Genomic DNA, 8,272 nt, shown 5'->3' on the forward strand with positions numbered 1-8,272 from the left:
GATCAATTTCCCGAATTCGGGAACGGGCGCATCCCGGCAATTCAGGTATTCCATACTCTGTTACCCGTGATTCCCGCAAAGGTAGGATAGAGGCATACCACAATCCAACCGAAAAAGGAGAATGAAAATGAGTGATTTACGAGTTGTAAAATGGCTGGGAATGATCTGTCTGCTGGCTGGAATTGCAAGAATGGGCATGACGCCTGCCGCGATCATTTGGGGGACCGACAGTGTGCAGGAGCTATCCTTCGGGTATGCGGCGTGCATCCTCATGTCGGCAGGCACAATCGCCGGTTTTTTGGCGCAGCGGGAGACGGGGGCGCTTGGTTTCATCAGTGTTCTTGGCATGACGGTCGGCAACATTCTGACAACTGCGCTGGTGTTCACCGTATTTGTAATAGAGCCCGGCTCTCCGATGCCGGATGGCCCGATTGTGGCTTTGACGCGAATAGCCAATATGGCCGGCATGATCCTCGGCACGATTTTATTCGTCATTGTAACGTTCCGGGCGAAGGTATTCCCGCGGTTTGTGCCCATCTTATTTATCGCAATGCTTCTTAGCCAGTTCCTCCCGGTGGAGGATAACGTATACTTCGCGTTGTTCTGGGGTCTCGCTTATGTCGGCATGGGCTTCTGCATATGGACGGGGCGGCTGACGCCTCGTTCGCAAACGGAAATGCCAGCTCCGCGCACCTATTCCGCGTGAAATAACATGTCGGTATGAAAGGGAAGGTTGAAATATTTAGCCGGGAGGTGAAAAAATTTCATCCTTCCCAAGGACTGGTAGGACGCTATATACTTCGATATGGGGTTGGCGAGAATCCGTTCGTCCATACAAATCGCCAATGGAAAAGGAGCGAAAAAAACGATGTGGAAGTGGGCACTTAAGGTTGTATGGGGGGAGAATCATTGAGGAATGAGCAAAAATGAACCGGTAAAAAGCAAGCAAGAGGACTGGAAAAGTCCCTTGCCGAGCATCAGCTTTCCAAAGGGCGGAGGCGCTATCCGGGGACTGGGGGAGAAAGCCGCAGTCAATGCCGCGACGGGTACATTTTCCTTTCAAATCCCAATCTCGGTCACCGAGGCCCGCGGGAATTCGACCCCTAATCTATCGCTTAGCTATGATTCCGGGCAAGGAAACGGCCTGTTCGGTCTGGGGTGGAGTATGGTTATTCCGTCTATTGTCCGGAAAACGGATAAAGGCTTGCCCCGATACCAGGATTCGGAGGATTCGGACACCTTCTTAATATCGGGAGCGGAAGATTTAGTGCCGGTAGGGGAACCGAGCCGGAACGGCGATTATTGGGTCAGACGCTATCGCCCGCGCATAGAAGGACTGCATGCAAGAATCGAGCGCTGGGACCATGCGGGAACCGGCCGCATTCATTGGAGATCGATCTCGAAAGATAACGTCACGAGTATTTATGGGGATGGCGATACGAGTTGTATCGCGGACGCCGGCTGTCCCGGGCGTATTTTTCAGTGGCTGCTGACGGAAAGCTTCGATGAGAAGGGAAATGTCATCTCCTTTGCATATAAGCAGGAAAACGAGGAGGGGGTTCCCGAAGCAAGATGCGGGCGCGCGATGAGCCAGAGGCACGTCAAGCAAATCCGCTACGGCAACCGGACGCCCTTTCAGCGCGATTCCTGGCTGTTCCGGGTCGTGTTCGATTATGGCGAGCATGATGAGCAGCAGCCTTCGGTAGAGGAACGGAGCCCTTGGTTATACCGCCGGGATCCTTTCAGTCAGTACCGCGCCGGATTCGAGCAAAGAACGCAGCGGCTGTGCAGAAGAATTCTGCTTTTTCACCAGTTCGAGGAGCTGGAAGCAGAGCCGTATCTGGTGCGGTCCTATGATTTGCAGTACGAAGAAAACGCGGTTGCCTCCTATTTGACCGCCATTACGCAAAACGGTTACCGGCGCGGCGAAGACGGGCTGTATCGGAAAAAATCGATGCCGCCGCTGACCTTTACCTATTCGTCGACGACGCTGGATTGTACGATTCATCGTCTGCCGGCGCCTGAACAGGTACATATCGAAGGCCAATGGGTTGATCTGGAAAGCGAAGGGTTAAGCGGAATATTAACGAATCAGGCGGAGCATTGGTATTATCAGCGTAATTTAGGCGAGGGGCGGTTTGGCCCGGCCGAGCAGCTCGGCACACAGCCCTCGCTCATCGGAATCAAACAAGCCAAGCAGCAGTTTATGGATTTGGCTGGGGACGGCAAGTGCTATTGGGTACAGCTTCATCCGCAGCTATCGGGATATTATGAGCGCACAAATGATGGAGACTGGGAGCCGTTCGCCCCTTTCGAAGCGAACCTCCAGCTCGACTGGAACGATCCGAACTTACGTTTTATCGATTTGAATGGGGATGGGCACGCGGACCTGCTGCTTACGCAAAATGATTTGTTTTATTGCGCCTATTCGCAAGCGGTAAAAGGGTTTTCTCCCCTTGAAAGGCTCCAGGCCTGGCCGAATGAGGAGCAAGGTCCTGCTCTGCTGTTCTCCGGCGCGGAGGAATCGGTCTTTCTGTCGGATATGAGCGGAGACGGGCTAACGGATATCGTTCGTATTCGGAACGGCGAAGTATGTTATTGGCCGAACCTCGGGTATGGGCGCTTTGGACCCAAAATGACGATGGAAAATGCGCCTTGGTTCGATCATCCCGAGCTGTTTACGCCGAAGTCGCTCCATCTTGCGGACTTAGATGGGTCTGGGCTAACGGACCTGATCTATCTGGGCAGCGGCGAGACGCGCATCTGGTTTAACCAGTCGGGCAACGGCTGGAGCGAGCCGGAGCGCTTGCCAGCGATTGAGCCAAACGCGCATGTAGAGATCGTCGATTTGCTCGGAACGGGAACATCCTGCTTGGTGTGGAGGCTCCCGGACCAGGAAGACATTCGGTATATGAATCCTTTGCGGGGGCAGAAGCCGCATCTTCTGACATCGCTCAGCAATCACATCGGTGCGGAGACACGGGTGGAGTATGCTTCGTCGACCAGCTTCTACTTGCAGGATCGCGCCAATCAAACGCCTTGGGCAACCCGTCTGCCATTCCCCGTGTATGTCGTGAAGAAAATGGAAGTTTACGATCATATTCGAAAAACGCGATTGCGGTCGAGCTACACCTATCATCATGGATATTACGACGGAGTGGAGCGGGAATTCCGCGGATTCGGAAGAGTTGAACAGCTGGACGCGGAGGAGAAGCAAGGAAGCGAAGGATGGGATGCTTATACGCCGCCCGTGCTGACCAAATCCTGGTATCACACCGGCGCCTATGTCGATCAAATCCAGCTGTCGGAGCGCTACAAGCGCGAATATTTCCGGGAGCCTGGATTAACCGATGCCGCCTTCGAGACGATGCTGCTTCAAGATACGGCGCTTCCCGAAGGGTTGACGGCTCTCGAAACGAGAGAGGCGTGCAGGGCGCTGAAAGGCACAATGCTGCGGAAGGAAATTTATGCGCTGGATAGGCAGCCGAACGAGATTTATCCGTATACGGTGGAGGAGCAGAATGCAGCGGTCGAGCTGCTGCATCCGATGGCCAATCGGAAGCACGCGGTATTTATGGTTCATCCGAGAGAAAAGCTCGTTTATCACTATGAACGCATTCCGATGGATCCGCGCATCCAACACGAAATAACGTGGGAAGTTGACGCCTACGGCAATGTTCTGAAAAACGCGCAGGTGAGCTATGGCCGCAGACTGCGGGACGCTGCCCTGAGCGCCGAGGAGCAGGCGGAGCAGCAGAAATGCCGGATTATCGTTACGGATCACCAATATACCAATGCTGTGGAACAACCGGATCGATACCATACGCCGCTCTCTTACCTGGCCGCGACCTTCGAGCTTAGCGGAGCTCTCCCTGGCAATGGCTCGCGCTTCACGGTTGAGGAAGTGGCGGAAGCTTATGTTGAGGCGGATGAGATCTCGTACGGCGCAGCTCCGGACGACCAGCTGAGCAAAAGGTGTATCGAGCAGGTTCGGACGCGCTACCAGCGCAACGATTTATCGGGCGCGCTCCCCTGGGGACAATTGGAATCGTTGGCTCTCCCTTATGAGAGCTGCAAGCTTGCTTTTACGGATGAGTGGGCGGCACAGATTTACGGAGACCGCGTTCACGCTGCAATGCTGGAAGAGGAAGGCGGATATCTTTACGAGCCGGAAAGGAAGCAATGGTGGATACCTTCCGGACGGATGGTTTTTCCTTCGAATGCGGCAGGTAGCTTCTATCAGCCTTCCGGCTTTACCGATCCTTTCGGCCATACCAGCTTTATTGAATATGATCCCTATCATTTGTTAACCGTCCAGACAATCGATCCTTATCAAAATATAAGCACCGCTGTATACGACTATCGGGTAATGCAGCCGATCTTGATGACTGATCCGAACGGCAACCGTTCCGCCGCGATTTTCGACACGCTGGGGATGATGGTTGGATCGGCGGTAATGGGCAAGGAAACCGAAAGGATCGGCGATTCCCTGTTCGGGTTCGAGGCGAACCTGGACGAGGACACGCTGAGCGACGCGTTCCAGCAGCCGCTGCTTGCCGCAAGAGGGCTTCTGCTGCAGGCGACGAGCCGTATCATCTACGATCCCTTTCAATACGAAAGAACCAAGCATCTGGAAAACCCGCTGCCTAATGCCGTATTCACCATTACCCGCGAAACGCATATCCATGAGCTGCCCCCAGACGGCGAAAGCGGGCTCCAGTACAAATTCGTATACTCCGACGGCTTCGGCAGAGAGATCCAAACGAAACAATTCAGCGGCAATGAGGATGGGACTGGGGCGCTGACGGATGAACGCTGGCTCTCCAGCGGATGGACGGAATTTAACAATAAAGGAAAGCCTGTCCGCAAGTTCGAGCCTTATTTCAGCGGCCATCACCAATATGAGGTGAATCCGGCAGGCGTAAGCCAGACGTTGATTTACGATCCTTTGGGCCGGGTCATTGTAACGATCCATCCGAATCATACCTACGAAAAAGCGGTGTTTAGCGCTTGGAAGCAGGAAACGTGGGATGTGAACGATACTCTGCATCCAACGCAAGCCTATGATCCGCGATACCCTGACGTATTACCAGATCCTTCCGTGTCTCCTGTCGACGATCCGGATGTGGGAGGCATATTCCGGGGACTTGATGAAGGGCTATACTCTCCAACCTGGTATGCGTCCAATTGTACCGATGCCGCTTCTCCAGACCAGCAGCGCGCCGCCCGTATGGCGGCACAGCACGCGTCGACTCCTTCGACAACGTATCTAGACAGCCTGGGAAGAACCTTCCTTACCATCGTTGATAACGGAATCGACCCGCAGGGAGAGCGGCAGCTGTACCGGACGCGCGCGGAGCACGACATTGAGGGGAACCTGCTGCGAACGATAGATGCCAGCGGGCGAACCGCCATGCGAACCGATTACAATATGCTCAGTCATCCCATGAAGCAAATGAGCATGGAAGCAGGGATTCGCTGGCTGCTTCAGGACGCGATGGGAAAGCCGGTACGGCAATGGAGCGAAGACGGCGATGGGGTAAGGCATACTTACGATGCCGTACATCGTCCGATCGCCAAATATGTCCGGAAGAGCGGCCTGGAAGAGCGGATGGCCGAGCTGATCGTGTATGGAGAATGGCATCCGGAGGCGGTCAGCCGCAATTTACGGACCCGTCCCTTTATGCACTTTGATGGAGCGGGCATGGTGGAGCAGCTGTCTTACGACTTCAGGTCCAAACCCGTGGAGGCGAGACGACGGTTCGCGAGCGATTATAGGCAAGAAGCCGATTGGTCTTCGCTAGCCCCGCTATTGTCCGGCATCAATGAGGTATTGGAGCTCTCTGCTGTCTATAAGCTCGCCGATTCCTTGCTGGAGGAAGAAGCTTTTCGAACGCGAACCCGTTACGATGCGCTTGAACGGATCATCCAAGTTATACCCCCGGACGAAAGTGTCATTGAAGCGTCATACAATCCGCTTAGTTTAATGACCCAAGTGACATTACGACACCATCAATCCGCAGAAGTCACTCCGATTATTCACAACATCACGTACGACGCCAAAGGACAAAGGGAGACGATCGAGTACGGGAACGGCGTAACAACCGCCTACCTGTATGATTCGCTGACCTTCCGGCTATCGCGTCTGAAGTCTTTGCGCGGGTCGGATCAAGCGGTCTTGCAAGATATTCGATACACGTATGACCCCGTCGGCAATATCACCTCCATCCTAGATCAAGCGCAGCAAACGATCTTCTTCAACAACCAGATTGTTCATCCGAAAACGGAATACCAGTATGATGCGCTTTACCGGCTTTGCATGGCTGGAGGCAGGGAGCATATAGGGCAGGCTGCCGCTCCGGAGACGACCTATAACGATGCCGGCCGGACCAGGCTTCTGCACCCAATGGACGGTCAGGCGATGAGGACTTATACGGAAACTTATCGCTATGACGAGGCAGGCAATCTGCTGGAGCTGGCGCATAAAGCAAGTCAAGGCAATTGGACGCGGAGCTACCAGTATGCGGAAGCCAGCCTATTGGAAGAAGAACGCTATAGCAACCGGTTAAGCCGGACAACGGTCGGAGCCGTGGCTGATTCTTATACGTACGATAGCCGCGGGAATATGACGAAAATGCCGCATTTGGCCGAGATGGTCTGGAATGCGCAGGACCGGCTGGAGCGGGTGAATCTGGGAGGAGGCGGAACGGCCTACTACCAATACGACGCGGGTGGAAAGCGGGTACGCAAAGTCATCGAGCGGCTGAACGGCGCCAAAATGAAGGAGCGCTATTATCTCGGCGAGCTTGAAATATACCGGGAATTCGCGGGTGACGGATCAACGGTCGAGCTGGAGCGGGAGTCGCTGCATCTGAATGATGAGCATAGGCGCATCGCTTTGCTGGAAACGAGAACGATTGGCGATGACGGCACGGCAGCGCGGCTGATGCGCTACCAGCTCAGCAATCATCTGGACTCCGCCGCGCTGGAGCTGGATGAATCGGCGCAGCTCATTTCGTACGAGGAGTATTATCCATACGGAGGAACCGCGTACCAGTCCGTCAGAAACGCGGTGGAGGTGCCTTTCAAACGCTACCGGTTCACGGGCAAAGAACGGGATGAAGAGACCGGCTTCTACGATCATGGCGCGAGATATTATGCTCCATGGCTCGGGCGTTGGCTCAGCTGCGACCCTGCCGGGTTCGTGGATGGAACCAACCTGTATGCCTACGTGCGGGGCAATCCCGTGAAGCTGAACGATCCGACGGGAATGGCGGCCGATCCGGGCAAGGTTGTCGCGCAAAATCACCGGTTCGGCACGTATGTCGAGAAGTTTGTGGAGACGGCCTTGAAAGAGATGGACGGCTTCGGCGGCATTCAGGAGGTCGTAAAAGCCGGCAAGGGCGGGGGGCGGCTTGATTTTTGGCTGATGAAAGGACATCATGTCGTCGGTTCTCTGGAAGTCAAAGCTTTGAATCTCTACTCCCAGACGTATAAGTACGGCAAAGGCATTCGGCAAGCCGCAGCGAGATACAAGATCAATTCCAATCTCAAGCAGGTCGTCAAGCATATGAAGCAAATGCAAGCCAGGGGGAACTTCAATACGCTGACCGGGGCGCCTTTGAAGGAGGATTTGCTCTACGTGATTCGGGGTACGGAGAAGCAGGTGAAGGAGTTCCAGCAGCTGCTGACGGAAACTGTAGATAAATTCAACCTTAAACGAGGCACGGATATTAAGGCGGCTGCCTTCCATCTGACGGACAAAAAGAAAGGCGGGCTTCCCCGCTTGCCAAGCGGAGCCGGCGGCGCGAGAGGCGGACACACCACCGTAGGCGGAGCCTTGACGATGCTGAATGTGGGAATATCCGCCGTGCAGATCGGCAAAGGCGTGCAGCAAATCCGCGCAGGCGATAAAGCGCTGGGCAGCGTAGATATTGCGGAAGGCGTGGCGAATCTCGGCTTAACGGGAGCTACCGGCCTCGTCAGCTCCGGAACCATTGCGGCCGGAGGCGGAGCATTAGCCGTGCTTGGCGCGACCACAGCGGCAGGCGTTGGGGTCGGACTTGCGGCGGAATCCTTCCGAGCGGCCATAAAGGGCGAGCAGACCCCGGTTGAGAAAATGGATAAAGCGCTCGGAACGAGCGTAGGGGATATTTACGGCGGCATGCAAAAATCTTCGCTGGTGCCGCAAGCGGTGAAGGATGTACAGAAATCGATGATGGATAAGGCTGCGGACGCTTATTACAATCTTTTCTTAAAATGATGGGAGTGT

The 8,272-nt window shown here is 54.8% G+C and carries 2 protein-coding genes; both read left to right on the forward strand.

Annotation, left to right across the window (positions count from 1 at the left end; genetic code table 11):
- Positions 1 to 127 precede the first annotated feature (127 nt).
- Positions 128 to 706, forward strand: a complete 579-nt coding sequence (locus tag D3P08_RS01805) for a hypothetical protein (protein ID WP_119597702.1) — start codon at positions 128 to 130, stop codon at positions 704 to 706.
- Between the two features lie 210 nt (positions 707 to 916).
- The gene (locus D3P08_RS01810) at positions 917 to 8,263 is read left to right on the forward strand and encodes a SpvB/TcaC N-terminal domain-containing protein (protein ID WP_119597703.1); all 7,347 of its coding nucleotides are present in this window, start codon (positions 917 to 919) and stop codon (positions 8,261 to 8,263) included.
- Positions 8,264 to 8,272 lie beyond the last annotated feature (9 nt).

This window comes from Paenibacillus nanensis, from assembly GCF_003583765.1.
Taxonomy (GTDB): Bacteria; Bacillota; Bacilli; order Paenibacillales; family Paenibacillaceae; genus Pristimantibacillus; species Pristimantibacillus nanensis.

Coding starts and splice junctions, on each gene's coding strand:
- D3P08_RS01805 (WP_119597702.1), top strand. CDS start 128: ATGAGTGATTTACGAGTTGTAAAATGGCTGGGAATGATCTGTCTGCTG.
- D3P08_RS01810 (WP_119597703.1), top strand. CDS start 917: ATGAGCAAAAATGAACCGGTAAAAAGCAAGCAAGAGGACTGGAAAAGT.